Genomic DNA, 24,206 nt, shown 5'->3' on the forward strand with positions numbered 1-24,206 from the left:
AAGTGAATTACATCAATCTAATACTACTTTTTGGCGACACGACTTTCCTGTGACGCTTGTCACACTTATCCGTCAGGGGGAACCACCACCCCAAAAGGTCAGGAAGCGATGATTGCAAACTTCGAGGATTAGGCTTGCAGCCTTTTTTCGGACATATTAAACACATATTTCAATGTTCAATTTCAAACGACTACAAAAATTTGTGTAAAAATCGAAATCACACTTGCCATCTGGGCGATTCCATATTACCCATCAAAGCCAAGTGAAATACATTTATAAACACAATAAATTGTGTTGATTAATTGTCAGGAAAGAGAATGCAGCCTAATCTGACCCATCTCCGCCAGCTAGAGGCTGAGAGTATTCATATCATCCGCGAGGTTGCGGCATCGTTTGAACGCCCGGTGATGCTTTATTCCATCGGCAAGGATTCATCTGTGCTGCTGCATCTCGCGCGCAAGGCATTCTATCCGGCCCCGCCGCCCTTTCCATTGATGCATGTCGATACGACTTGGAAATTCCGCGAAATGATCGAGTTTCGCGATAAGGTCGCAGCGGAATACGGGTTTGACCTGATTGTTCATATCAATCAGGACGGCGTTGATCAGGGCATTGGTCCGTTCAGCCATGGATCAAGCATGCATACCGATGTCATGAAGACGGAATCGCTCAAACAGGCGCTGAACAAATATAAGTTCGATGCAGCCTTTGGCGGTGCGCGGCGTGACGAGGAAAAGGCCCGTGCCAAGGAACGTGTGTTTTCCTTCCGCACCGAAACCCACCGTTGGGATCCGAAAAATCAGCGCCCGGAATTGTGGGATATTTATAACGCCCGGATCAACAAGGGTGAAAGCATCCGTGCTTTCCCGATCTCGAACTGGACCGAGCTTGATATCTGGCAATATATCTATCTTGAACAAATCCCGATTGTGCCGCTGTATTATTCGGCCAAACGCCCGGTGGTTGAGCGTGACGGCACCTTGATCATGGTCGATGACGACCGCATGCCGCTTAATCCCGGTGAAAAGCCGGAAATGAAGTCGGTGCGGTTCAGAACGCTTGGCTGCTATCCGCTAACAGGTGCTGTTGAATCCGAAGCCGCCACCCTGCCCGACATCATTCAGGAAATGCTTCTGACCCGATCGAGCGAACGTCAGGGCCGCATGATTGACCACGATCAGGCTGGATCGATGGAGAAGAAGAAGCAGGAAGGATATTTCTAATGGCACACCAATCCGACCTGATTGCTGATGATATTCTCGGCTACCTGAAGTCTCAGGAAGAAAAAAGCCTGCTGCGTTTCATCACCTGTGGCAGTGTTGACGACGGTAAATCGACCCTGATCGGCCGTTTGCTTTGGGATTCCAAACTGATTTTCGAAGATCAGTTGGCCGCCCTTGAAGCCGACAGCCGCAAGGTTGGCACCCAAGGCGGCGAGATTGATTTTGCCCTTCTGCTTGACGGGTTGCAGGCCGAACGCGAACAGGGCATCACCATTGATGTTGCCTATCGCTTTTTCTCGACCGACAAGCGCAAATTCATCGTTGCCGATACGCCGGGCCACGAACAATATACCCGCAATATGGCAACCGGTGCATCGACCGCCGATGTTGCCGTGATCCTGATTGATGCCCGCAAAGGCATCTTGACCCAGACCCGCCGCCATAGCTTCATCACGTCGCTTTTGGGCATCAAACACGTGGTTCTTGCGGTCAACAAAATGGATCTGATCGACTATGATCAGACCAAGTTTGACGCCATCGTCGCCGATTATCACACCTTTGCCAAAGACCTTGGATATCGCTCGATCGCAGCAATTCCGCTATCGGCCCTGCGCGGCGATAACATGATCGAAGCCAGTGCCAATACGCCTTGGTATGACGGCCCGACATTGCTTTCACATCTTGAAACCGTACAGGTCGAACAAGACGCGATTGAAAAACCGTTCCGTCTTCCAGTACAGTGGGTCAACCGTCCGAACCTTGATTTCCGTGGCTTTTCCGGCACAATTTCATCGGGCACTATCAAACCGGGTGATGAGATTATCGTCACCGCATCAGGTCAGACCAGCAAGGTCAAAGACATCGTTACCTTTGATGGCAACCTTGAAGAAGCGATTGCCGGTCAGGCGGTTACGCTGACCCTTGAAGACGAAATTGATATTTCGCGCGGGGATATTCTGGCCGCATCTGATGCCAAGCCGGATTTTGCCGATCAGTTCGAAGCCCGCATCATCTGGATGCATGAAGATCAACTTCTGCCCGGTCGTCCTTATCTGATCAAAATGGGCGCACAGGTGACCAACGCGCAAATCAGCGAGCTTAAATACAAGGTCAATGTCAATACGCTTGAACATATGGCTGGCAAAACGCTTGAGCTAAATGAAGTCGGGATTGCCAATATCTCGTCTGATAAGGCGCTTGCTTTTGATCCTTATGATGAAAACCGTCATTCGGGCCGCTTTATCATCATTGACCGCTTTACCAATGCGACTGTTGGTGCGGGCATGGTCAACCATTCCCTGCGTCGTGCGACCAATATCAAATGGCAGGAAATGGATATCAACAAGGGTGCGCGCGCCTATCAGAAAGGTCAGAAATCGGCCATTCTGTGGTTCACCGGCCTGTCGGGTGCGGGGAAATCAACCGTTGCCAATCTGGTGGAGAAAAAGCTCCATGCGATGGGCAAACATACCTACACCCTTGATGGGGATAATGTTCGTCATGGCCTAAACAAAGACCTTGGCTTTAGCGATGCCGACCGGGTGGAAAACATCCGCCGTGTGGGTGAAACCGCCAAGCTGTTTGTTGATGCTGGTGTGATCACGCTGGTTTCCTTCATCTCGCCGTTCAAAAGTGAACGTCAGTTGGCGCGAAGCCTTGTTGAAAAAGACGAGTTTATCGAAGTCTTTATCGACACCCCGCTTGAAGTCTGTGAACAGCGCGATGTAAAGGGCCTTTATAAAAAGGCCCGTGCGGGCGAGATCGCAAACTTCACAGGTATTTCCAGCCCGTATGAACGGCCTGAAAATGCCGAGATCGTGGTAAGTACGGAAAATCAAAGTGCCGAAAAGGCCGCTGAAGCCATCGTCGCCAAACTCGAAGAATTCGGCGTTCTGGGCGCGTGGTACCCCGATATCTGATCTTTCGATCTGATCCCTCATCAGATCCAATATGAAGAACCCCCGGTATATTCCATGCCGAGGGTTCTTTTGTTTCCAAAGCTGTGGTTGGCACTCCGTTTTGGAGGCCCCAACAAGCAAACCTTTTGCTTAAATTACCCAACCCAACACCAAATTATCCCACCACCATTCCGCCATGACCTTGTAAATCATCTGCATTGGCCTAAAATCAAAAGTGGTACAAGGAGGAGAGATGAATGCCGTTCGGACTCCCACCGGTTAAAACCATAAGCAGCCTTTTGGCGTTATCTGCGCTGCTTTGTGCCGGATCAGGATCACCCGCAACTGCCCAAGAAGATGCGCGGATTGGCGCGCATGTTGTCCTTGATGACCAGTGGGCACAGCTCGCCTCGGAAGAAAACCGTGCCTTTGTGCAGGTTTTGCGGGCTCAAACAGGCACGGGCTCCATCGACACGCTTCCCAATGATCGATTGTACCATCTTTATCGCACGAAAAAGCTCGATTGTATTCTAACCGGGGGCTGGCCGCCGAATGATCCGCAGTTAAGGTCACAACAGACACTTGTCTTTGAGATCCGGCTGTTCATCCTTTCCAACACAGACCTTTTGGCAAAGGATCAGATTCTGGTTGGGCGGATGAAGCAGTTCGCGCCCCCTGCCATCCCACTGGAAAACACAATGGTTGACTGGCTGCCTTTGCAAAATCTGCAACAAGGGTTTGATTTACTGCGTGCCAAACGCATTGACGCACTCCTCGCCGCGCCATCACATGTCCAATATACTCCTGACAGTAACAGTGATACACGCGACATCGTTCAGGCCAACTTACCCGCGATCAAACGCATTGAAGTGCCATTGCTGTGCCACGACACAGTTGCCAATCGGGGCATCATTGAAAGGGTCGATCAGGCCGCCCCGTCACAATGACCTGAATTGGCCCCATCACATTCGCCAAACTGGCCCTTTCTTACAGAACCAATTATTCTCATTCTATGTGCCATATGCCACATAGATCAGGATGCCCTTATGACATCGCCCCACAAAGACGCCTTTGGCAAACCTGTTGGCCGTCCAGTTGAAAACTGGACCCCGTGTGATTTGCCGCCGCGCAGCGACATGATCGGTCAGCATGTGATTATCAGCCCGCTTGACGTTGCCCGTGATGCAAGACACCTGTTTGACGCCAATCACGCGGCTTCTGACGGGTCGCGTTTTACCTATCTGTTTACTCATGCCTTTGATGATTTTGATGCCTACAAAGCATGGCTGGACGGGATGGCTGCGACCAGCGACCCTATGCTTCACACCATCATTGATGTGATCAGCAAAAAGGCAGTCGGCGTTGCTGCCTTCATGCGAATGGACCCGACACATGGGGTGATTGAAATTGGCAACATCAATTATGCCCCAGCCCTTTCGCAGACCATAGGCGGGACCGAGGCGATGTATCTGATGATGAAGCGTGCCTTTGATGAGCTGGGCTATCGGCGATATGAATGGAAATGCGACGATCAAAATGCGCCGTCACGGGCCGCCGCGGCGCGATATGGCTTTAGCTATGAAGGTACATTCCGCAACCACATGGTCTATAAGGGCCGCAACCGCGACACCGCGTGGTTTTCCGTCACCAGCGAAGAATGGCCCGCGATCAAAGCCGCGTTCGAAGCGTGGATATCGCCCGGAAACTTTGATGAAACCGGCAAACAACGCACCCGGTTGCAAGATTTTCGCCACTGAGCTTCTTTGTGATTTCATTGGTTTATACAAACCGTGGTAATCTTCCCCTGTCTTGCAATCTGCTGGAACAGGCAAGGGGAGAACACCATGCCATACACCGCTTTAAGGTATAAACTTGGTGCGACGGTCATCTTCGCGCTCTTGGCAAGCAGCTTTCTTACAAACCTGGCCCACGCCGACATCACCCTGCCCGTCCCGAAAAAAAGCGACGTCATACGTGTCGAGCTTCACGGTTATGAGCAGTTGGAAAAGTTCTTTGATGATCTGGGCTATACGCCAGAAGCATGGGATGCGGGGGAACGCACAATCCCGCGTCTTTTCCTGCAAACCATCCCCAATGCCTGGCGCGACGAAATCGCCGATCAGATCACCGTCACCGCCAAGAAACGCATTTTCTTTCGCACCCTTGGCCCGTTGACGGTTCTGGCAAATGACGAAATCGCCTTTCAGCAACAAGCATTGAAAACGGCGATCAGCAACAATGACAGTGCAGTCATTTCCGAGCTGGCAACCCAATACCGGATCAGCACAGATGCGGATGATCCGGCGACCGTCACCGAGCTTCAAAGCCGCATCGGCCCGATCCCGCCATCCCTTGCCATGGCGCAAATGGCGATTGAAAGCGGATGGGGAACTTCGCGCTTTGCCGCTGCGGGCAATGCGTTGTTTGGCCAATGGACATATGACGGCGAAGGCATCACCCCCGAAGAACAGCGCAGCCATCTTGGCGATTACAAAATTGCTGCTTTCAAATCGCCGTTCGGGTCGGTTCGGGCCTATATGATGAACCTTAATACCGGATCTGCCTATCAGGAATTCCGCGATCTGCGGGCAAAGATGCTCGCCAACAACGAACCACTGTCGGGCATGATTTTGGCCGAAACCCTGACACGTTATTCCGAACGCGGGCACGTCTATACCGAAGAAATCCAGGCTGTCATTCGCCAGAACAAACTTGTTCATGCCGATGATGCTGTGCTGGAAGAAAGCCCCTATTACCACCTGATCCCGGAAGCGGAATAATCCCCCATACCCAACCGGGTTCGCATATACGAACTGGTGATTATCAATTGTCCGCCGTTAGGTTTATAGTCGCGATCACAACAGCTTAACCGGATGGATCCCAAATGTTTGATGCCCGCCTGCGCCCATTGATTGACAAGCCGCTCAATGCGGTTGCCAAAACCCTGTCAGGCACCGGAATCACGCCAAACATCATTACCGGGTTCGGCTTTTTCCTGGGTGTTTTGGCTGCGGGGTGCCTTGTTTTACAACTCGATTACGCAGCCCTTGTACTGATCCTTGCATCGCGGGTGATGGACGGGCTTGATGGGGCAGTTGCCCGTCATGCGGCCCCGCGTTCGCGACATCCCAATGCCAAAACACAGGAAAGCGACCTGGGTGGCTATTACGATATCGTCGCCGATTTCCTGTTTTACGCTGGCATCATTCTGGCCTTTGCCATCGGGCGACCTGAACATGCTTTGATGGCGGCATTTTTGATTTTTTGTTTTGTCGGCACCGGGTCAAGTTTTCTGGCTTATGCAATCATTGCAACCAAGCAAAATCGCAATCACGACAAGCAGGGCAAGAAAAGTTTCTACTACCTGACCGGCATCACCGAAGGCAGCGAAACAATCGTTGTTCTATGCCTGATATGCCTGTTTCCCGGCTGGTTTACACAAATCGCAGCAATCTTTGGCGCATTGTGCCTGATCACCACCTTTGGCCGGGTCCTTCAAGCCCGACGGGATTTTGGATAACACACACCAAACGTCGTTAACAGCTTGAAGCTACGTGCCTCTGACGCCATATCGAAAGGATCGGGCCCACATCTGGGTACAGATGTGCCAAAAACAACAAAAGCCTCGCAAGAGCGTAAATGAGAACAGGCAAGGAAGAATATGCGGTCAAACAGGGTTCTATATTTACTCCTTATTGGATGTTTTTTTCTTGTCGCATGTGATCAATCAGGACCGATAAAAGTCGGCTTCATTGCTGGCCTCTCAGGACCGGGGGGAGATGCGGGAACCGCATCGCTCAACGCGCTAAAACTTGCCGCCCAACAAATCAATGACGACGGCGGCATTGATGGGCGCATGATCGAAATCATTCCACGGGATGACGAAAAATCACCCGAAACCGCGCAAAACCATGTTCGGGAGTTCGATAAACTTGGCGTTGACGCCATTGTCGGCCCCATCATCAGTTCAATTGGCATGGCAATGCTGCCGGTGATCAATGATCTTGGCATTGTTACCGTATCCCCGACCGTGTCAGCCGCCGAGTTTGCCGGTTTCCGTGATTATCTGTTTCGCATGAATACAACGACGCGTCAGAATGCACGCGCATATGCCAAACGCAGTATAGACCTTAACCACAGCACGGTTTCCATTGCCCTTGACGGCGAGAACGAAGCCTTCACCGATAGCTGGTATCGCGAATTTCTTTTGGAATTTGACGAGTTTGACGGGCGGGTTATTTCCAAGGTCTGGATCAATGTTGACGGCATTTCACTTGCCGATGCCGCCGCCCAACTGATGGAAAACTCTCCCAACGGAATTGTCCTGATCACCAACAGCACCGATAGCGCCGAACTAGCCAGGGAAATCCGGAAATTGTCTGCCGATATTCCGTTGGCATCAGCTGAATGGGCCGGAACAGAAACGCTGATTGAATTGGGCGGCGCTGCGGTTGAAGGCATGGAACTGGTACAGGCCTATGATCGCTATGACGATAATCCGCGTTTTCAGCAATTCGTTGCCGACTACACCGCAATGTTTAATGAAACGCCCGGTTATTCTGCGGTCCTGACCTATGACGCAGCAACGGTTCTGTTTACGGCTCTTAAAACCAAACATCCGGACCAAAGGCTTGACGACGCGCTTGCCACACTGCCCCCGCAAATGGGCCTGAATCAGGAATTGGTGTTTGACCAGTTTGGCGATGGTAACCGCAGCAGTTATTTCGTGACCATTCAAGATGGTAAGTTCATTCGCGTGGAATAATCGACACCCTATGCCAAAAGAAAAGCCCTGCGTTTGCAGGGCTTATATCGGCGCGATGTCTATTGGACGTTTATCTGCCGCCTAGTGATCGCTTTCCTCAAGGAAATGATCGCCAAGACCGGTATCATACGCCATGCCTTCCTTGGTCAGAACCACAGTCGCCGGATAGCCTTCCTTCACCAGACCTTTGCGGGTCAGAACCACCCAGACGGACGGGTTTTCAAACCCACTGGCGTCGCGTGCGGCAACGGTGAATTGACCGACATGAACGTGATCACCATGGGCATGTGGAACGCGCAAAAGAGTCCCTTCGCCAGTCTCGTCATCGACCTGCCCGGAATTCGGATCATTGGCGATGATCTGAGCAAGAACAAGCGTGCGAAGCTGTAATTTATTGAGTTTCAGCGGATTTTTGCGAACGAATGCCATATCTGGTGTTACCCCGGTTTATAGAAGATATTTGCAAGGACATATCTGTTACTTAGCACTTTGATGCAAGCCCTGTTTTGATCAAATCTGCCTGTCCACGGCCTATTTATTCCCCGGCCAGAGCCTTCCGCAGTTTGCGATCACGCTTAAGGTGCCATTCGCGGCTCATGGCCTGCCCAAAGGTTCGAAACCGTTCAACATAAACCAGTTCCCACTGCCGCCCGCGCGTGGTCTTGGCCCCCTTGCCGCTGTTATGCGTTGCAAGCCGGGCGTCCACATCCGTTGACCACCCGACATAGGTCCGGGGCAGCTTTGCCTTGCTTGTCGCCGGGTCAAACCCCAGTTCGCGCAATACATAGACAAAAGTAAACGACGCCATGCACGTATACAGTTTTACTTTGGGCACCTAGTGATGTGTTGGATTTCGGCACAGGGTGTGTCGAAAACATCTGGTTGCGAGAACCGGCGCGCAGCGTACTTGCGTACGTGAGCACCGGAAGCACAGCAAACGGACGTTTGCAGACCAACCTGTGCCGAAAGGCGACATATCAGCCCATTGTGGAGTTAAACGCCCCACCATCGAGCAATACGTTCTGCCCAACCATGAATTTGGCATGTTCGCTGCACATAAAGGCACAGGTCGCACCGAAATCAAGCGGGTCACCAAAACGACCGGTCGGAAGACCTGCCTGTGTTTTGGTGCGTGCTTCATCAAGGCTGATGCCTTCATTCTTGGACTTGTTGGTCATCAGTGCATTGATACGATCCGTATCATGCTGTCCCGGCAGAAGGTTATTCATGATCACGCCATCCTTGGCGACCTGACGTGACGTACCCGCGACAAACCCGGTCAAACCGGCACGTGCGCCGTTGGACAAACCAAGATGCGGGATCGGTGATTTAACCGAACCAGACGTGATGTTAACCACCCGGCCCCATTTACGGGAAATCATGCCCGGCAGAACTGCGGTTGCCAACAAGATCGGGGTCAGCATGTTTGACTGCACGGCGGCTTCCCATTCGGCCTGTCCCCAATCGGACCAAACACCGGGGGGCGGGCCACCGGCATTATTGACAAGGATGTCCGGCGCATCGACGGCGGCAAGAACCTTATTGCGGCCTTCTTCGGTGGTGATATCACAGGCAACTGCGATGACATTCACGCCATATGTATCGCGAATATATTCCGCAGTTTCATTCAGCGGCCCTTCGGAACGCGCATTCAGCACCAGATCAACACCGGCCTCAGCCAATTTGATCGCGCACCCGCGACCAAGCCCTTTTGACGAAGCACACACAATTGCCTTACGGCCTTTAATTCCCAGATCCAATGGATCCTCCTGTTCTTGGAGTTCTTGCAATGGCAGGAATTTAGCCCGCACTTGACCGCCGGGTCAAACATCGTTCCACAATCTGGAAACGATTATTCCAAAACAGCAACAGCCCGCCTTCTTCGTCGCAAACAAGCAATATGTTTTAAACTGCCAACTCCGGTTTCGCATTTACGGACTCCCCATCATCAGTTTGCAGTCATGCTACGGGAGGAAAATGATAACTTTTGCGAAATTGATAAAACACGCACGTGGTTTGGGTTGCTCATTTTCAGTAGATTCATCTTGAGCAAACAGAGGCTTGGCGCAAAACCCTTAACAAGATTAAGCCACCTCCCAAGAGAACAACAAACACACCACGTTCCATGTCGCCATCCCCCATGCGGCGCATTCGTGCTGTCGTGAATGGGTATTATTGGACAGATGAAGAACAAATTCCTGCTTGGCATTCTGGTTGGTAGCACAATGATGACGGCGTCAGTCGCTTATGCCGACACAGCTACAACCAGCAACAAATGGGGTTCGCATATCGACCTTGAGGGCAAAGCAGGTACGGACCGCAATCTCGGTGAAACGGATTTGTTCATTCCTCTTTTGCAGAATGACGACACCCTGTTTTTCACCAACATGCGTGCCCGCATGGATGACAGCAACAGCCACGAAGGCAACTTCGGGCTGGGCTTGCGCCACATGCTTGAAAGCGGTTGGAACCTTGGTGGTATTGCCTATTTCGACCGTCGGGAAACGGAATGGAAAAACCATTTCAATCAGGTCACGCTTGGCGTTGAAGCCCTGTCGACCGACTGGGACGTTCGCGCCAATGCCTATCTGCCACAGGGACGTCGCAGCCATGAAGTTGATGCCCTGAACACAGCAACCATTACCGGTACATCCGTCATTTTTACCGCTGGCGAAGAACGAAGCCTGTCGGGTTTTGATGCCGAAATCGGCTGGCGCCTTCCGGTTTATGAACCAGAAGGCCCAAAACAGTTTCGTCTGTTTGCCGGTGGCTATCATTTCACCGGCGATGATGTTGAAAACATCACCGGGCCACGCTTTCGCGGCGAGCTGACCTTTGATGAAACACCCTGGTTGTGGGAAGGGTCCCGCTTTTCTTTGGGCACTGAATGGCAACATGATGATCCACGCGGATCACAGGGTTTTGTCACCGCGCGTCTGCGTATCCCGTTACAGATGTTCGGGAACACATCTTCGCGGTCCCTGACACCCATGGAACGCCGCATGACCGATCCTGTCATCCGCGACATTGATGTCGTCAGTCAGGCCGGGGCATTTGGCGCAACGGAAACAGCGACTGAAACCGCCGACGGAGAAGCCCTCACCGTTGTTGACAGCTCATCGACCACGACGGTTGCTGAACTGAATACGGCTTTGAGCAATGCCGGAAGTACGACAGTCATTCTTTCGGGCACCTTCAGTACCAATGCGGCGGTCCAAGTGGCTGCTGGTCAAACGCTTGTTGGCGGCGGCACGATGACAGTGAAATCGCCATCCGGGAAGACAGCCACCCTGATCGTTCCCGGCGCAACCATTGCAGCACAAGACACCGCAGTTTCCTCGACAGTGGTTATGGCGAATAATTCGACCCTGCGCAATATGACGGTAACCAATTATCGCAGCGGTGCGGGCAATGCTTACGGCGTTAACTTACAGAATAAAACCGGGGTTACGATCGAAAACAGCACCGTTACCAGTTATGGGAATTCCGGTACTGGTTTCGGAATTGATGCTTATTCATCAACCAACGCTGTCATTCGTGGAAATACGGTTACCGCGTCATCATCCGCAGCAAACGCAATTGGCATGCGCGCGCAAGACGCAACAAACATAACCATTGCGGACAATTCAATCTCGCTGCCAACCGCCGGAGCCGTTAAATATGTCCTTCAAGGTAACAACGGGACATCCTTCAACGCTGCCTCCACAGGTAACACCGCCAGCAGCGGAACGTGCAATTTCTTCACTGCACCGACTGGCTCGGTCGGCTTTGGATCAATTAGCTGCCCTTGATAGACGTGAAAGAGCATTGCGCGACCAGACAGCCGATATATCACAAACGTCGGCGCAGAGCTTCTGATGGCATAGCGCCGTATTTCTCGGCGTAGATGCGGGCAAAGCGGCCAACGTGATCAAATCCCCATTTGCGGGCAATGGTGGCAACAGTATCCTCGTCACCCGCCATCAAAAGATCATCATGTGCCCGGCTTAGACGAACCTGTTTTGCATACGCCATCGGGGCCATATTCAATGTATCCCCAAAGGCACGTTGCAATGTCCGATAACTACAGCCCGCGAATGCGACAAGATCATCCAGACTAATCGGTTCATCGGCATGATCATGAATATAATCGCGCGCACGTTTGACGTAATAGGGCATCGCTGTGGATATAGGCCTGTCTTTCAGCCGATCCGAATAAGAGTTCGGCAACATCGTTCAGATGTTTGTCAAAAGGAGGTCTTCCAGTTCACGGCGGAGATGCGGGCTGGCTAAGTGCCGAAGCGGACCGTCAAGTGCATTGGTGGCATATTCCAACGTATCGCGAACATGTTGGGTTTCCGGTCGCGCCAGATCCAGCGTCGGATCAAACACCAGATCACCACGGGCAATATCGGCTCCCATCAAAGCATGGGCATGTGCGCGCAGCTTTGACACCGGCAATTGCATATTGCGGATCAGACCACGCTCAGTCGAAACCGCGCATTCATGCGAGCCGTGCTTTACCTGCGCCGAACCGCTGGTGACGAACATAAAGAACAGGTCTTCATCATCAATGGAAGGTGTTTGGATACGAACCCGCCGGGCCCCCAAGGATGCGTATAGCAGGCCGATCTTGCCAAGTTCTGCGGCATGGATGGCGATATCCACTTCGCTGTTCTTGCCGACAACATCAAGTTTCTCAATGCTATTAAGATCAGACAGAACGTCACGCGCCTGATGCAAATCTTGCGATGCAAACACCTGATGATTGACAAGATAGCTCACTGTGGATGCCCCCAGAAGTTACACTCTTCCCCCAAAGAGCTGTCCAGTTACAACACCCGTTTTTACAGTGTGCGTTGCTGCTGATGAACTAGGACCCGATCAAAATTCACTATTTTGAAAATGTTTTCAAGCAATTACATTTTGAAGCACGCTTACGAAACCCATGCAAAGACCGCATCATGGGCGCGGACATAGGTCCGTGCGGCTTTGGAAACATCATCGGCACTCATGCCCGGTTTATAGATCCCTGATCCAAGACCAAACCCATCACAACCGGCCTTGGCATAGGTGGCAAAATCATCTGCCCCGACCCCGCCAACCGCATAAACCGGCATGTCTTTGGGAAGGACGGCGCGCATCGCCTTGATCCCGTCTGCACCAATGATGCTGGCGGGGAAAATTTTAAGCCCGTCGGCACCGGCCTTGATCGCGGCAAAGCATTCGCTTGGGGTCAAAACCCCCGGCCATGAGCCCAAGCCAAGTTCCTTGGTCTTGGCAATCACTTCGACATCGCAATTGGGCGAGACGACAAATTCACCCGATGCAGCCTTCAGATCGACGACATCTTGCGGAGTTAAAACCGTGCCTGCGCCAATCATGGCGGCATTGCCAACCGCGTCTTTCATCAAGGTAATGCTTTTAAACGGTTCAGGCGAATTCAGCGGTACTTCAATCATCGTGATCCCGGCCGCGACCAAGGCACGCGCCATATCGGCGGATTCATGGGGTTCCACCCCGCGCAAAATCGCAATCAGTTTGCGATGGCCGTTTGGCGTTGCGGTGTCCGTGATCTGTGAATTGACCGGGGTTGGGAGTGCCATTTTGGTGATCCTGTCTGTCATGCCCGTCAACCGGGCCTTTAATCTGTTGCGAACATATCGGGGAACAGCCCCAACGGCAACGAAGGTTGGCTAGCCAATAACAACGCTGTGCGCGCGGGCCAATCCGGCCAAGGTAATTGCCGCCCCGTCCATCGGAGTTGCCTTATGGTCATGCACCACCAAGGCCGCCTGATACAGCGATGCCAGCTTCCCCGTGCCAATCAGGGCAATCTCGTCGCCTGCGCGCAAAAGACTGAGCACATCGGCAATTTCAGCCCCGATCACAGCCCCCGAAAGAACCGACGCGCCGGGCGGAACAACCGCGCCATCCTTGGCGACAAGCGCCCCAGCGCGGACCGTAAATAGGCTGTGCAAGAAACCGCTTGGCTGGGCATTGGCCGATCGCACGGCGTCGACAAAGGCCACATCATCCCAGGTTGCATCGACAGAATGACGCAGGATCGAATTTTGCGACAAAAGGGCAAAGACCTCGCCGCTCATATAGGTGCGAAATGCCAAAATCTGACCACCGGATAACCGCGCCCATTTCGAATGGGTTCCGGGCAAACAGACCCAGCCGGAAAAATCCGGGTTCTGCGCCATAAAGCCGACCAGCTGGGTTTCTTCGCCGCGCATGACATCGGCATCCCCGCGCTGACAAAGGCCGGGCAGGATTGAAACCGAAATGCGCGGATCGCTCACATCCGGATGAACCGCCCCCATCGCCAGATCGGCAGGCGCCGCGGGGACTTCGCAATAGGGTGCTTCAAGCCACCCTTGCCGCGCCCCGGCCATGCCACAGATCACAACCGGCAAAGGTGCAGCACCGTCCACAAGCCAGCTTTCAATCAGGTTGATGAGAACGCCTTCAAAGCCAAGCTCGGGATCATCGGCAATCGCATTCATGCCAAGCGGACTTTCAACAGTGCCAAGGATGTTAGCGCTATCATCCATCGCCCAGACCCGCAGGTTGGACGTGCCCCAATCAACCGCGACCCATGTTGGCAAGGTCTTTTGTTCCATAAATGACGCGGCTCCCAACCGTTAAATATCGACATGATCGATTTTGATTTTATTCCTCATACTATTCGCAAGGCACTTGGTCAATCCGCGCTGTTCGAATGTCTCGGAACTGCCTGTTGGCTGTGCACAAAAGTAACGGCCCCATGCCCCGCACAAAGTTCCCCTGTCAACTTATCGATTAAAGCTATCAAAAATACATAAAATAACTATTTCCCCTATTTATTCAGACTTGGTAGCCTCTTTAAAGCGATGGGGAAACCCGCGCATCGAATTTTGTGACCATGTTTTGTTGCGTTCTTTAAGTTGAACATTACCTTGAACATGAAAGCTTCACGTAGAAATACTGGCGCAATCAAACCGGGTTTGTTTAAATCAACGACATCAAAGAACCTCAACCATAAGGCGCTACAAAATAGCAATCGGGATTTGTCATTTTGTTCCCATATCGCCTTAGCGCAGCACGATATGGATCAAAGAGCTGTTTAAAAACATCTCAGCCACGACGGAGAGAGAAAATGGACGGAAAAAATACCGCAGGGAAATGTCCGGTAATGCATGGCGGTCAAACCGCACTTGGCACCACAGTCACCGATTGGTGGCCCAACTCCCTTAATTTTGACATTCTCCATCAGCACGACACCAAGGTTAATCCGCTTGGCGCGGATTTTGACTATGCCGAAGAACTTAAAAAGCTTGATGTCGAAGCGCTGAAAAATGATCTTCGCGCCCTGATGAAAGAAAGTCAGGATTGGTGGCCCGCCGATTGGGGCAGCTATGTCGGCATGTTTGCCCGCGTTGCCTGGCACTCTGCCGGTTCTTATCGCTTGGCCGATGGCCGTGGTGGTGGCGGAACAGGCAATCAGCGTTTCGCCCCGCTCAATTCTTGGCCGGATAACGTCAACACCGACAAAGGCCGCCGTCTGCTGTGGCCGATCAAAAAGAAATATGGCAACAAAATTTCCTGGGCCGATCTGATGATCTTGTCAGGCACCATTGCCTATGAAGTCGCGGGTCTTAAAACATTCGGCTTTGCCTTTGGTCGTAAAGATATCTGGCATCCGGAAAAAGACACCTACTGGGGTGCCGAAAAAGAATGGCTCGCCCCAAGTGACGGCCGTTATGGCGATGTTTCCAAACCCGACACCATGGAAAACCCGTTGGCCGCGGTTCAGATGGGCCTGATCTATGTAAACCCCGAAGGTGTGAATGGCCAGCCAGACCCGGCCAGAACCGCCCTTCAGGTGCGCGAAACCTTTGCCCGCATGGCAATGGATGACGAAGAAACCGCTGCCCTGACGGCGGGTGGTCACACCATTGGTAAATGTCACGGCAATGGCGATGCCGCCGATCTAAGCGCCGAACCCGAAGCCGCCGATGTCACCGCACAGGGCATGGGCTGGATGAACACCAAGGGCCGTGGCATTGGCCGCGACACCGTGGTATCAGGCATCGAAGGCGCCTGGACCAAAAACCCGACCCAGTGGGATATGGGCTGGTTCGATCTTCTGTTTGGCTATGAATGGGAATTGAAAAAAAGCCCGGCTGGCGCATGGCAGTGGATGCCGGTCGACATCAAAGAAGAAGACATGCCGGTTGACGTTGAAGACCCGTCCATCCGTTGCATGCCGATCATGACCGATGCCGACATGGCGATGAAGGTTGATCCGATCTATAACGCGATCTGTCAGAAATTCATCAAGGACCCGGAATATTTCTCCGACACTTTTGCCCGCGCCTGGTTCAAACTGACCCACCGTGACCTCGGCCCGAAAGTTCGCTATATCGGCCCGGACGTCCCGGCAGAAGACCTGATCTGGCAGGACCCGATCCCAAGTGTTGATTACACCCTGAACGATGCCGAGATCGCCGATCTTAAGGCCAAACTGCTCAATGCCGGTCTGACCTCGGCCGAGCTGATTGCAACCGCATGGGACAGTGCCCGGACCTATCGTGGATCGGACATGCGTGGGGGTGCCAATGGTGCGCGTATCCGTCTGGCCCCGCAAAAGGATTGGGAAGGCAACGAACCAGCCCGTCTTGCCAAGGTTCTTAAAACCCTTGAAGACCTTCAGGCCGGTCTGGCCAAGAAAGTCAGCCTTGCCGATCTGATCGTGCTGGGTGGGTCGGCTGCGGTTGAAAAGGCTGCCCGTGATGCGGGCGTTAACATCACGGTTCCGTTCGCACCGGGCCGTGGGGATGCCACCGACGAAATGACCGATGCCGATAGCTTTGATGCAATGGAACCATTGGCCGATGGTTTCCGCAACTGGTCGAAAAAGGACTATACCGTCAGCCCGGAAGAAATGATGCTTGATCGCGCACAGCTTTTGGGTCTCTCGGCACCGGAAATGACCGTTCTGATCGGCGGTATGCGTGTGCTTGGCACCAACTATGGTGGGTCAAAACACGGTGTCTTCACCGACCAGCCGGGCAAATTGACCAACGATTTCTTCGTCACTTTGACCGACATGGGCTATAGCTGGAAACCAACCGGCGATAACAGCTATGACATCGTTGATCGCAAAATCGGCACCACCAAATACACCGCAACCCGAGTTGATCTGGTGTTTGGATCGAACTCGATCCTGCGCGCCTATGCCGAAGTCTATGCCCAGGACGACAACCACGAGAAGTTCGTCAAAGACTTCGTCGCGGCTTGGACCAAAGTGATGAATGCGGATCGGTTTGATCTCGCTTAAGGCTTTGCGACTTTAAGAAAATTTGGGGCTTTTGGGCTCTGAGATGAGAACACCCTCGTCCTTTTGGGCGGGGGTGTTTTGTTCTTCACCCTACGTAAACCAAAGCCGTTCGAGATGACCTGAGCCCTTTAAACCCGACCAAAAGAAAGTAGAGTCTGTTATCAGGAGGCGGACGAATGAAAAAGAGCAGGTTTACCGAGGAACAAATCATCAGAATCCTGAAAGAACAGGAGGCTAACGGGACGACGGCGGATGTATGTCGACGTCACGGGATTGGGGAAAGCACTTTGAATAGCCCCTGGAATTGTAGACACCCCATCACTTATAAAGTGAGGCAAGGAGTTTACGATGCCCAAGAGTCATTTTACCGATGAGTTCAAGATTGATGCCGTTCGCCAGATTACAGAACGAGGCTACTCAGTAGCGGAAGTTTCTGCTCGTCTCGGTGTCAGCACACATTCCCTGTATGTGTGGAAGAAGAAGTTCAGCAAATCCCCTGATGCGATTACTGAAGCTGATCAACAATCATCCGAGATACGCCGCCTGAAGCAAGAACTCGCTCGGATCACCGAGGAGCGCGATATTCTAAAAAAGGCAACCGCGTACTTCGCCAGGGATGCAAAATGAGGTACGCGTTTATTGACCAGCATCGCCGGGTCCATTCGGTGCGCACCATGTGCCGGTGTTTGCAGGTTCATCCCAGTGGCTTTTATGCTTGGCAGAAGAAACCACACAGCGCCCGGTTTCTGGAAGACCAAAGGCAGACCGCTCTTGTTCGCCAGATATGGGAAGACAGCGGTCAGGTATATGGCTACCGCAAAATCCATGATGATCTGCTGGATATGGGAGAGCGTTGCAGTCCGAACCGTGTGGCTCGACTGGCCCGCAATGCAGGCATACGCGCCCGGATCGGTTACAAGAAGCGTCCCGGAAAATATGGCGGCAAACCAGCTGTCGTCGCTAACAACAAACTGGATCGGCAGTTTGATACCCCTAGACCAAATGCTGTTTGGGTGACCGATATCACCTATATCAAGACACAGGAAGGATTTGCGTATCTTGCCGTCGTAATTGACCTTTATTCCCGCATGGTGGTTGGTTGGGCATTCAAGCAGCGACAAGATACAGAGGTTGTTCTGCAAGCCTTGCTGATGGCCGTGTGGCGGCGAAAGCCAAAGAACAGGGTGCTGATCCATTCTGATCAGGGTTCCCAATATACCAGCATCGACTGGGCCGCTTTCCTTCGTCAGCACAATCTGGAACATAGTATGAGCTGCCGCGGGAACTGTCATGACAATGCTGTTGCCGAAAGTTTCTTCAACTTGCTCAAACGCGAACGTATCCGCCGCAGGGTTTATAAATCACGGGATGAGGCACGTCAGGATGTCTTCGACTACATAGAAATGTTCTACAACCCGAAGCGTAAACATAGTACCAACGGGATGTTGTCACCCGTCGAATTCGAAAGACGACAAATCTGATCAAACCGGGTGTCTACAATTCCAGGGGCTATTCAAATTGATCACAAAATATAACTATTAAATTTTTTATTTTAAAGACAAGCCTTCATCAAAATAGTTTTGTTTCTTCTTGGGAAACGTAAGAACATTCGCAACTGCCAGAACTATGAAAATCATATGCAAATAGTGGAAACGTCCCAAGCTTAGATCAAACACCTCCGCTATTAAAAAACCAAAAATAATAGCCGATATTTTTTTATCTCTACTTCCAGAGCTTGTTATTGCTTTCAAACAAAAACAGATCAGAAGAATAGTACCAATAATCCCTGTTTCCACCAACGCATTCAAAAAAACTGAATGTATGGCTCTATTCTCTTGGTCAGAAAACAGGAGATCACTTGCCAAACCATAGCCTGTTCCAATCCAAGGTCTTTCCATTATAGTACCCAGTGTCAGAAACCAAGTTTCAGCCCGCTCCCTAAATTGCAAGACTTCATGATGTTCACCAAAGACGCTCTGAGGCATCAAATTCGATTGAAATGCGACAACTAAAATCAGCGGGGATATAAGAATGAACGGAAGAACCCAATGAAGAAGTCTCTGCCTCCGGAAACGGACAACGCCATGATAAATTAGAATACCAATCGCCATCACAAAAGCCATACGTGAGAAACTGATGACAACGCCAGTCAACAGTAATAACACGAGCAACCTCTTATAGGCCCGCCAGTTGACTGGCCAAAAAGGTAATAAAGAAAGAGAAAGGACAGAAAGAAGACCCAAACCGTTAGCATTGGGTATCAGTCCCGAGAAACGCAAGATGTAGAGCTCATCCCCTGACGCCAGTTCGAAAGTTCGCCCCGCCCCCATTTGACTAATTGTCAGAAAACCAAAATCAAATAGCGCAAGACTGTCACGGGCTGTGTCGGAATAAACCTTGATGGCGAACAACAGCGCAAGTCCTGAATTAAAGGCAGAAATAAGAATAATTCCCGAGGAAAAACCGATGAATATTCTTTCCAATTTACTCCACTTGGAAAGTCCCAAATAAAGAATTCCCGTCGGAACAACTAAAAGCAAGACTCTTTTGAGGGACTGCTGAGTATATTCAGAGAAGGTGGACGTAAGCAGCAACCATACAGCATACAGAACTAAAAACACTGTCACAGCGTCAAGTCGATGGTCCACAGGCTTATGGAGGCTGGGGGCAACAATAAGACACAAGACTACAACCACAAAAATCCATTGCAGGCTACTTGAAAGGTCCCATTGTACATTATTGATTGTCAGTTGAAAAAAGGGGACTAGCAACAGCGTTGCCAATAGGCCGCCGAACCTCTCGGGATATTGCCCCTGTAAATTAGATATCCTGTTCAATTGGAAAATGCTCAATCAAGTTTAAAGGTATTCTTGTAATCAGACCCCAAGGAAAGATCCTGATCTTCCTTTCTCAAGAAATAATTTCCTATAACGAGATTGTCCAAGTCTGTCCCCATGAAACAGCGGAAAGCATCATCAGGTGTACATACTATTGGCTCTCCCCTGACATTAAAGCTCGTGTTCACCAACACGGGACAACCAGTTCGTTCCTTAAACGCCGAAATCAACTGATGGTAACGAGGGTTTGTATCTTGATGCACAGTCTGAACACGAGCTGAATAATCGACATGTGTGATTGCTGGTATTTCGGAACGAGACACGTTTAATTTCTCGATACCAAACAGGGCTTCCTCTTCCTTACTCATATTCTTGCGATGTTTTTCATTAACCTCCGCAACCAATAGCATGTAAGGACTTGCCGTATCGAGCTCGAACCAATCTTGAAGATCCTCAATCAAGATACTAGGAGCAAACGGCCTAAAGGATTCCCGGTACTTTACTTTTAGGTTCAGCATTTTTTGCATTTTCGGAGAACGCGGATCTGCCAAGATGGAACGCGCACCAAGCGCACGTGGCCCAAACTCCATACGCCCCTGCATCCATCCAATTGCTCGTTCCTCAGCAAGAGCATCCGCTGTCATGTCAATCAATGGGACGTCATCAAAACGAGTAAACACAGCACCAACCGCACCTAAACGTTGAGAAATAATTTCATCACTCCATTCAGGTCCAAGGTAGCTACCTGCCATGCTGTCCTTTTCAGGAACTGTTGACCGTTCTTTATCCAAGAACCTGTAGTTTGCACACAGAGCAGCTCCCAAAGCACCTCCGGCATCTCCAGAAGCAGGCTGAATCCAAATATTCTGGAAGGCGCGATCTTTCAGCACCTTTCCATTCGCAACACAGTTTAATGCTACACCGCCAGCCAGACAGAGGTTTTCTATCCCGTAATGATTTGCCAAGTCACGCGTCAACCGAAGAACTATTTCTTCTGTAACAGCCTGAATGGATGATGCAATATCCATATGAAACTGTTCAAGTGGATCATTATCAGGTTTACGCGCGGGACGACCAAATAGCGCATTAAACTTCCCATTGGTCATCGTTAGTCCGGTACAGTAATCAAAATAGGACATATCCAACCGGAAAGTCCCATCATCTTTTACATCCACCAAATTTGACAGAATCACATCTACATATTTTGGCGTTCCATATGGAGCCAACCCCATGAGCTTATATTCGCCAGAGTTGACTCGAAATCCAGTGTAGTATGTGAAAGCAGAATAAAGGAGACCAAGAGAATGCGGAAAATGGATTTCCTTCATCATCTCTAATTTGTTGCCGCGCCCGATCGCAACGGAAGTCGTTGCCCATTCCCCAACACCATCCATAGTCAGAACAACTGCTTCGGTGAAAGGCGATGGATAGAAGGCGCTGGCAGCATGGCTTTGATGATGTTCACCAAAAAGCAGCTTATTCTCCCAGTCAAAGTCCGGAGCATGCCGCTGCAACTCCTTACGCAGCAAGTCCTTTTGGAAGAGTTTCTCTTTCAACCAAATAGGGATTGCCTTTCTGAAAGATTGGAACCCCCTTGGCGCAAAGGCGAGATACGTTTCCAGTAAGCGCTCGAATTTCAGGAACGGTTTGTCATAAAAAACTACATAGTCCACCTCATTGAGGCTTATGCCCAGCTCATCCAGACAATAATCAATGGCATTTGCAGGAAAGGCTGCATCGTGCTTTATCCGAGTAAACCGCTCTTCTTGAGCTGCAGCAACGATCTGTCCGTTATCAAGCATGGCTGCAGCACTGTCATGATAGAATGCAGATATACCCAGTATCTTCATTTTTTCTCTCTTGAGGATAAAGCAGTCCTTGCTCGCAAAGGCTCAAACTTGATCAAAACAACGTATAGATAAAAGGTGCTACTGCTGTCCCCTTCGCAAGGACAATCAACCCACCGAACAAGACCATGATCAGCACCACAGGCATAAGCCAAAATTTCTTCCGATGGCGCATGAACGCCCAGAGCTCTTTAAGAATAGACATCAAGTTTTCCTAAAACTGATTTTTCATGCTGTCGGGTTCTGGCCCCGGAGGGTTCCGTTCAATCCAGTAAGTTTTGGCTTCATCATCCCGTTTCAAATTCAACAGATCCTTACCTGCAAAACGCACAATCAGCGCAACTGGTACAATAGCAACACTGTACATCAGAAACATGACAACTGGATTGACAAACCTGAACAGAACGTCTCCAAGCCTCATCCAAGCTCGGTTAAACGGAGTTAAAATTCGCGGCACCAAACCGGCTGCAACGACAAGAACCCCGCCTATACCCAACAAAAACATACCAAAGAGATCTACATCACCGGAAGACCAGTATCTCCAAACCTCCAACAGTAAAAAAATACCGCCAACAGTAAAGCCGAAGTTTCTATTGCCCGGAGCCTTATGCCTAGAGAATTCTTGTTGATGTTCATGCATATTACGGACTTTCCGGCAAATCCCATGAGATGGGATAAAGGAGGGTGTTTGACAATCGGATGCTGTATACCATCCAGCACAGGAAAGTTTCAAGGATCAATCACTCTCATGCCAGCCGCCCGAGAATCTGACCATTGGTATCGTGGATAGAAATCTCTTGTGCCTATCACAAGTGCACGATAAAAATTTGGTATAGAAGTTACATTTAACGACTTTCCAGCTAATGTTTACAAGCTGTTTTCGGTCGCTTGGCTCAATAAAGTAATTGGTAATGATTGAATACATTAAATCAAGATGGGGAATGATATTCGTTGCGGCTGCGATTATCGGTTGGTCAGGATTGCTTGTTGTCAGATCAACGTTGAAACCAGAAATTTATCTGTTTGACGGATACGCTTTTTTTGTCAATTTTGGCGTCTTTCTAATCATTTCTTTATTAGCTTTCTCAACCTTATTTGTCGGCAGGAAAGACATCGCTATTAACATCATTCTGGTGGCATTCTTTTCTGTTGTAGGGCTTTTTACCCTCGAATTCGGCTTACACATCTTGCGCTACTCTGCGCGTCCGACCACCGTTACAGAACAGTTCGACATTCTCGATACACAACTTGGACATAGCGTAGAGCGATTGACAACAGTAGACGCGATTGCACGGGCAAGGAAAACCAATCCCGCAGCGATGCGCTATGCATCCCCTTACAACTGGTACCCTCAGGCAAACTCTGGCGGTGGCTTTGAGATTGGAGGAGAAATACTACTTCCCATCAACGGGGTTGCAAATCGTGAAGTTGTTTTTTGTCGGGAAGGAGGTTACTGGATCAACTTTGAGGCCGATCACCTTGGTTTTAGAAATAGCGAACAAGACTATCTTGTAACCGATCTCGATATTGCCATGGTAGGAGATTCATTTACCATAGGCTCCTGTGTTCCCGACGGTCAGGAAACGGCCGGAAAGTTACGTGGCTTCGGCTTATCTGTTCTTAATTTTGGACAGTATGGAGACGGTCCGCTCCTGCAGTTGGCTACGCTAAAGGAGTATGTCGTACCCCACCGTCCCCAAACCGCTCTATGGATGTATTATGACGGCAACGATTTCCCATCAGATTTGAACTGGGAGAAGCAAAACTCAATTCTAAGAAGGTATGTTGAGACCCCCTCTTTCTCACAGAACTTATTGCAGAAGCAGGATACAATTCAACAGTTCCTATTGAAGTTCTCAGAAGACGGCTACCTTCAAGCGAAAGAGGCTCAGGAAGGCACGACCCCCTTGAAGGACAGCTTCATTAATGAGTTTAACTTCCGTGAAATGCTTGCACTTGGATTATTGCGGTATCAACTTGGAGCTACCAACCCTACAGGAACTCCCGACTTCACATTATTGAAACGCGTATTTGACGAGGCTGTTGCCACAGCTCGACAACATGGCATTCGATTAGTTTTTGTCTATCAGCCCGGCTGGCAAACTGTATTTGAGGCACAACCAAGCTATCATCAACGGAACAATGATCTGGCACTGAATTTAGCGCGAGAGTCCGGTTTTGAGCTTCTCGACCTTCGGCCAGCATTACGCCAAGCGGATAACCGAGACAGCCTTTTCCGATTTCAGGGATCGCACTACTCTGTAGAGGGTTATTCATTAGTCGCCAAGACCATTGAAACATGGCTTCAGCAATAAAAATCGCAAAGTTT

At 50.6% G+C, this 24,206-nt stretch carries 22 protein-coding genes and 1 pseudogene; 12 read left to right on the forward strand and 11 right to left on the reverse strand.

What is annotated here, in order from left to right; translation table 11 throughout:
* Nucleotides 1-329: 329 nt before the first annotated feature.
* The 7 genes from cysD to ACQ0MK_RS10390 all read left to right on the forward strand — a co-directional run bounded on the left by cysD (nt 330) and on the right by ACQ0MK_RS10390 (nt 7,886).
* Complete coding sequence (gene cysD, locus ACQ0MK_RS10360; RefSeq protein ID WP_430476019.1) at nt 330-1,223, forward strand: sulfate adenylyltransferase subunit CysD; 894 nt, start codon at nt 330-332, stop codon at nt 1,221-1,223.
* Nucleotides 1,223-3,142, forward strand: coding sequence for a sulfate adenylyltransferase subunit CysN (gene cysN, locus ACQ0MK_RS10365; RefSeq protein ID WP_430475944.1), 1,920 nt, complete (start codon nt 1,223-1,225; stop codon nt 3,140-3,142). The genes cysD and cysN overlap by 1 nt, the downstream gene beginning before the upstream one ends.
* Nucleotides 3,143-3,378: 236 nt before the next feature.
* Nucleotides 3,379-4,068, forward strand: coding sequence for a hypothetical protein (locus ACQ0MK_RS10370; RefSeq protein ID WP_430475945.1), 690 nt, complete (start codon nt 3,379-3,381; stop codon nt 4,066-4,068).
* Nucleotides 4,069-4,167: 99 nt separating this feature from the next.
* Entirely contained in the window at nt 4,168-4,878 is a 711-nt protein-coding gene (locus ACQ0MK_RS10375) for a GNAT family N-acetyltransferase (RefSeq protein ID WP_430475946.1), read from the forward strand.
* An 87-nt stretch (nt 4,879-4,965) separates the two neighbouring features.
* Nucleotides 4,966-5,901 (forward strand): glucosaminidase domain-containing protein, encoded by a 936-nt coding sequence (locus ACQ0MK_RS10380; protein WP_430475947.1) that lies wholly within the window; start codon nt 4,966-4,968, stop codon nt 5,899-5,901.
* Between the two features lie 104 nt (nt 5,902-6,005).
* Nucleotides 6,006-6,641, forward strand: a complete 636-nt coding sequence (locus ACQ0MK_RS10385) for a CDP-alcohol phosphatidyltransferase family protein (protein WP_430475948.1) — start codon at nt 6,006-6,008, stop codon at nt 6,639-6,641.
* 141 nt (nt 6,642-6,782) lie between these two features.
* Nucleotides 6,783-7,886: an ABC transporter substrate-binding protein gene (locus ACQ0MK_RS10390; RefSeq protein WP_430475949.1), complete on the forward strand. Its 1,104-nt coding sequence runs from the start codon at nt 6,783-6,785 to the stop codon at nt 7,884-7,886.
* Nucleotides 7,887-7,967: 81 nt separating this feature from the next.
* Here the strand turns inward: ACQ0MK_RS10390 and ACQ0MK_RS10395 are convergent, their stop codons facing one another.
* The 3 genes from ACQ0MK_RS10395 to ACQ0MK_RS10405 all read right to left on the reverse strand — a co-directional run bounded on the left by ACQ0MK_RS10395 (nt 7,968) and on the right by ACQ0MK_RS10405 (nt 9,646).
* Nucleotides 7,968-8,315, reverse strand: a complete 348-nt coding sequence (locus tag ACQ0MK_RS10395) for a hypothetical protein (protein WP_430475950.1) — start codon at nt 8,313-8,315, stop codon at nt 7,968-7,970.
* Nucleotides 8,316-8,421: 106 nt separating this feature from the next.
* Complete coding sequence (locus ACQ0MK_RS10400) at nt 8,422-8,694, reverse strand: GIY-YIG nuclease family protein (RefSeq protein WP_430475951.1); 273 nt, start codon at nt 8,692-8,694, stop codon at nt 8,422-8,424.
* Nucleotides 8,695-8,863: 169 nt separating this feature from the next.
* Complete coding sequence (locus ACQ0MK_RS10405; protein WP_430475952.1) at nt 8,864-9,646, reverse strand: SDR family oxidoreductase; 783 nt, start codon at nt 9,644-9,646, stop codon at nt 8,864-8,866.
* Between the two features lie 423 nt (nt 9,647-10,069).
* Between ACQ0MK_RS10405 and ACQ0MK_RS10410 the strand changes: the two genes are divergently transcribed.
* A complete protein-coding gene (locus ACQ0MK_RS10410; protein WP_430475953.1) occupies nt 10,070-11,677 on the forward strand; it encodes an inverse autotransporter beta domain-containing protein in 1,608 nt (535 codons plus the stop codon).
* A gap of 40 nt (nt 11,678-11,717) precedes the next feature.
* Here ACQ0MK_RS10410 and ACQ0MK_RS10415 read toward each other — a convergent pair whose 3' ends face one another.
* The 4 genes from ACQ0MK_RS10415 to ACQ0MK_RS10430 all read right to left on the reverse strand — a co-directional run bounded on the left by ACQ0MK_RS10415 (nt 11,718) and on the right by ACQ0MK_RS10430 (nt 14,494).
* On the reverse strand, nt 11,718-12,044 hold the full coding sequence (locus ACQ0MK_RS10415; RefSeq protein ID WP_430475954.1) for a helix-turn-helix transcriptional regulator: 327 nt from the start codon (nt 12,042-12,044) through the stop codon (nt 11,718-11,720).
* Between the two features lie 57 nt (nt 12,045-12,101).
* Entirely contained in the window at nt 12,102-12,650 is a 549-nt protein-coding gene (locus tag ACQ0MK_RS10420; protein ID WP_430475955.1) for a hypothetical protein, read from the reverse strand.
* Nucleotides 12,651-12,802: 152 nt separating this feature from the next.
* Entirely contained in the window at nt 12,803-13,471 is a 669-nt protein-coding gene (locus ACQ0MK_RS10425; RefSeq protein WP_430475956.1) for a 2-dehydro-3-deoxy-6-phosphogalactonate aldolase, read from the reverse strand.
* Nucleotides 13,472-13,561: 90 nt separating this feature from the next.
* Entirely contained in the window at nt 13,562-14,494 is a 933-nt protein-coding gene (locus ACQ0MK_RS10430) for a 2-dehydro-3-deoxygalactonokinase (RefSeq protein WP_430475957.1), read from the reverse strand.
* Between the two features lie 515 nt (nt 14,495-15,009).
* On the opposite strand from ACQ0MK_RS10430, the gene katG reads away from it, so the two are divergent.
* The 3 genes and pseudogenes from katG to ACQ0MK_RS10445 all read left to right on the forward strand — a co-directional run bounded on the left by katG (nt 15,010) and on the right by ACQ0MK_RS10445 (nt 18,674).
* Nucleotides 15,010-17,193 carry a catalase/peroxidase HPI gene (gene katG / locus ACQ0MK_RS10435; RefSeq protein ID WP_430475958.1) on the forward strand — a complete coding sequence of 728 codons (2,184 nt, stop codon included), beginning with the start codon at nt 15,010-15,012 and terminating at the stop codon, nt 17,191-17,193.
* A 176-nt stretch (nt 17,194-17,369) separates the two neighbouring features.
* A pseudogene (locus ACQ0MK_RS10440) lies at nt 17,370-17,480 on the forward strand (transposase); the annotation flags it as partial.
* Nucleotides 17,481-17,541: 61 nt separating this feature from the next.
* Nucleotides 17,542-18,674 (forward strand): IS3 family transposase gene (locus tag ACQ0MK_RS10445; protein WP_430475495.1). Its coding sequence is split into 2 segments (ribosomal slippage): nt 17,542-17,785 and nt 17,785-18,674, totalling 1,134 coding nucleotides; the frame shifts between segments, so codons are not numbered across the junction.
* A 66-nt stretch (nt 18,675-18,740) separates the two neighbouring features.
* Here the strand turns inward: ACQ0MK_RS10445 and ACQ0MK_RS10450 are convergent.
* From ACQ0MK_RS10450 to ACQ0MK_RS10465, 4 genes are all read right to left on the reverse strand, one after another.
* Entirely contained in the window at nt 18,741-19,976 is a 1,236-nt protein-coding gene (locus ACQ0MK_RS10450; RefSeq protein ID WP_430475959.1) for an O-antigen ligase family protein, read from the reverse strand.
* A gap of 65 nt (nt 19,977-20,041) precedes the next feature.
* Nucleotides 20,042-21,880 carry a carbamoyltransferase family protein gene (locus ACQ0MK_RS10455; RefSeq protein ID WP_430475960.1) on the reverse strand — a complete coding sequence of 613 codons (1,839 nt, stop codon included), beginning with the start codon at nt 21,878-21,880 and terminating at the stop codon, nt 20,042-20,044.
* 52 nt (nt 21,881-21,932) lie between these two features.
* Complete coding sequence (locus tag ACQ0MK_RS10460; protein ID WP_350045387.1) at nt 21,933-22,082, reverse strand: DUF5989 family protein; 150 nt, start codon at nt 22,080-22,082, stop codon at nt 21,933-21,935.
* 9 nt (nt 22,083-22,091) lie between these two features.
* The gene (locus ACQ0MK_RS10465) at nt 22,092-22,517 is read right to left on the reverse strand and encodes a hypothetical protein (RefSeq protein WP_350045386.1); all 426 of its coding nucleotides are present in this window, start codon (nt 22,515-22,517) and stop codon (nt 22,092-22,094) included.
* A gap of 271 nt (nt 22,518-22,788) precedes the next feature.
* Here ACQ0MK_RS10465 and ACQ0MK_RS10470 point away from each other — a divergent pair, with 271 nt between their 5' ends.
* The gene (locus tag ACQ0MK_RS10470; protein ID WP_430475961.1) at nt 22,789-24,192 is read left to right on the forward strand and encodes a hypothetical protein; all 1,404 of its coding nucleotides are present in this window, start codon (nt 22,789-22,791) and stop codon (nt 24,190-24,192) included.
* Nucleotides 24,193-24,206: the final 14 nt, after the last annotated feature.

Origin of the sequence: Thalassospira lucentensis (assembly GCF_050516545.1) — a bacterium.
Taxonomy (GTDB): Bacteria; Pseudomonadota; Alphaproteobacteria; order Rhodospirillales; family Thalassospiraceae; genus Thalassospira; species Thalassospira lucentensis_C.

What these genes read in the sequence shown, in the direction of transcription:
- cysN (WP_430475944.1), top strand. Translation starts at nt 1,223, where the DNA reads ATGGCACACCAATCCGACCTGATTGCTGATGATATTCTCGGCTACCTG.
- ACQ0MK_RS10370 (WP_430475945.1), top strand. Translation starts at nt 3,379, where the DNA reads ATGCCGTTCGGACTCCCACCGGTTAAAACCATAAGCAGCCTTTTGGCG.
- ACQ0MK_RS10375 (WP_430475946.1), top strand. Translation starts at nt 4,168, where the DNA reads ATGACATCGCCCCACAAAGACGCCTTTGGCAAACCTGTTGGCCGTCCA.
- ACQ0MK_RS10380 (WP_430475947.1), top strand. Translation starts at nt 4,966, where the DNA reads ATGCCATACACCGCTTTAAGGTATAAACTTGGTGCGACGGTCATCTTC.
- ACQ0MK_RS10385 (WP_430475948.1), top strand. Translation starts at nt 6,006, where the DNA reads ATGTTTGATGCCCGCCTGCGCCCATTGATTGACAAGCCGCTCAATGCG.
- ACQ0MK_RS10390 (WP_430475949.1), top strand. Translation starts at nt 6,783, where the DNA reads ATGCGGTCAAACAGGGTTCTATATTTACTCCTTATTGGATGTTTTTTT.
- ACQ0MK_RS10395 (WP_430475950.1), bottom strand. Translation starts at nt 8,315, where the DNA reads ATGGCATTCGTTCGCAAAAATCCGCTGAAACTCAATAAATTACAGCTT.
- ACQ0MK_RS10400 (WP_430475951.1), bottom strand. Translation starts at nt 8,694, where the DNA reads ATGGCGTCGTTTACTTTTGTCTATGTATTGCGCGAACTGGGGTTTGAC.
- ACQ0MK_RS10410 (WP_430475953.1), top strand. Translation starts at nt 10,070, where the DNA reads ATGAAGAACAAATTCCTGCTTGGCATTCTGGTTGGTAGCACAATGATG.
- ACQ0MK_RS10415 (WP_430475954.1), bottom strand. Translation starts at nt 12,044, where the DNA reads ATGCCCTATTACGTCAAACGTGCGCGCGATTATATTCATGATCATGCC.
- ACQ0MK_RS10425 (WP_430475956.1), bottom strand. Translation starts at nt 13,471, where the DNA reads ATGGCACTCCCAACCCCGGTCAATTCACAGATCACGGACACCGCAACG.
- ACQ0MK_RS10430 (WP_430475957.1), bottom strand. Translation starts at nt 14,494, where the DNA reads ATGGAACAAAAGACCTTGCCAACATGGGTCGCGGTTGATTGGGGCACG.
- katG (WP_430475958.1), top strand. Translation starts at nt 15,010, where the DNA reads ATGGACGGAAAAAATACCGCAGGGAAATGTCCGGTAATGCATGGCGGT.
- ACQ0MK_RS10455 (WP_430475960.1), bottom strand. Translation starts at nt 21,880, where the DNA reads ATGAAGATACTGGGTATATCTGCATTCTATCATGACAGTGCTGCAGCC.
- ACQ0MK_RS10460 (WP_350045387.1), bottom strand. Translation starts at nt 22,082, where the DNA reads ATGTCTATTCTTAAAGAGCTCTGGGCGTTCATGCGCCATCGGAAGAAA.
- ACQ0MK_RS10465 (WP_350045386.1), bottom strand. Translation starts at nt 22,517, where the DNA reads ATGCATGAACATCAACAAGAATTCTCTAGGCATAAGGCTCCGGGCAAT.
- ACQ0MK_RS10470 (WP_430475961.1), top strand. Translation starts at nt 22,789, where the DNA reads ATGATTGAATACATTAAATCAAGATGGGGAATGATATTCGTTGCGGCT.